The sequence below is a fragment of the Shewanella sp. 10N.286.51.B2 genome, assembly GCF_041469265.1.
Taxonomy (GTDB): domain Bacteria; phylum Pseudomonadota; class Gammaproteobacteria; order Enterobacterales; family Shewanellaceae; genus Shewanella.
Genome location: NZ_JBFRKH010000148.1, coordinates 1 through 984, shown reverse-complemented (window position 1 = coordinate 984; position 984 = coordinate 1). Strand labels below are relative to the sequence as shown.

Annotated in this window: 2 protein-coding genes; both read right to left on the bottom strand. The window is 39.0% G+C overall.

Annotated features, from left to right (window positions below; genetic code table 11):
* Window positions 1-63: 63 nt before the first annotated feature.
* Window positions 64-753: a DUF2971 domain-containing protein gene (locus AB4140_RS19805; protein ID WP_372002357.1), complete on the bottom strand. Its 690-nt coding sequence runs from the start codon at window positions 751-753 to the stop codon at window positions 64-66.
* A 27-nt stretch (window positions 754-780) separates the two neighbouring features.
* Window positions 781-984, bottom strand: a 204-nt coding sequence (locus tag AB4140_RS19800; protein WP_372002355.1) for a hypothetical protein, incomplete at its 5' end; no start/stop codon positions are given.

Below are 984 nucleotides of genomic sequence, written 5' to 3'. Positions count from 1 at the left end.
CCGCATGCAGGGTGGTGTGGAGGCTGGAGGCTAGATACCTCCGGCTACCCGATTAAGTTTCTTTTAGCGACGAACAAATTGTTCCCTATAATGCCCTAACTCCAAGCATTTTGAGCATTCTTCGCTCTCACGGTAATAAACCCTACTGTTTCCTACTGTCATTTGTATACGTTCAACAACACCGTCCCCTTTTCCCTTATGTTGGATAACTCTTAAGTCAGGTTTACAACACTGAAGAATCCCCCGCAGGAGCTCTACAGTTGAAGCTTGTACTTTAGGTCCGAGAATCAATTTTTTTACAGAAATCTGCACATAAGTATCAGATACGATACAGCGGAACTCTTTCTCGTATTTCCAGCTTGAGTCCTTATACTTTAGAATTTCTATCGCTTTATCAGTTGTTAATTGGTTTTTGGAAATTTTAGGTTTGTTCCGGTAGGACACTTTATTAGCTTCCGAGCTTGGCATCAGTTCAAATTCAATAGCACAACCACGGCCACCGTCTGCGTAATGTGCCCACATTAATGTGTTTGAGTCGTCCGGAGTAAAACAACAAACCCGAAGATCTTCTAAGATGTTCTTCCAACTTTCTTCTAGGTCATCAGGAATTGTCCCATCAACCTTAATCACGCCTTCCATCGGGTCATTTAGTTCATTGTACTTACTTGCATATAACCTTTCGCGAAGCAATATGTCCAAAACGAACTCTAAATTACTTAATGACTTATATTTATAAAATGTATTTTTGTTCATTTGAACTGCCCATAGAAACTTAACAGCTTATTCAATAGCAGCACAATAATGTTCCAGGCTGCTCAATTCAAACCTCAAAGATACCATCGCTAAGTCATTGTTGTAAATCGAATATTTTTCATAAATACGTAAGTAATGCTCAAAATATTGCCGGAGAAAGAATGCGTCTTTGTTTACGCGGTCTATACAACACTTTAAAAAATTTCGCAGTAGATTGATATGTATGGGTTT

Excerpts from the sequence above, each read along its gene's own strand:
- AB4140_RS19805 (WP_372002357.1), bottom strand. The coding sequence starts at position 753 with ATGAACAAAAATACATTTTATAAATATAAGTCATTAAGTAATTTAGAG.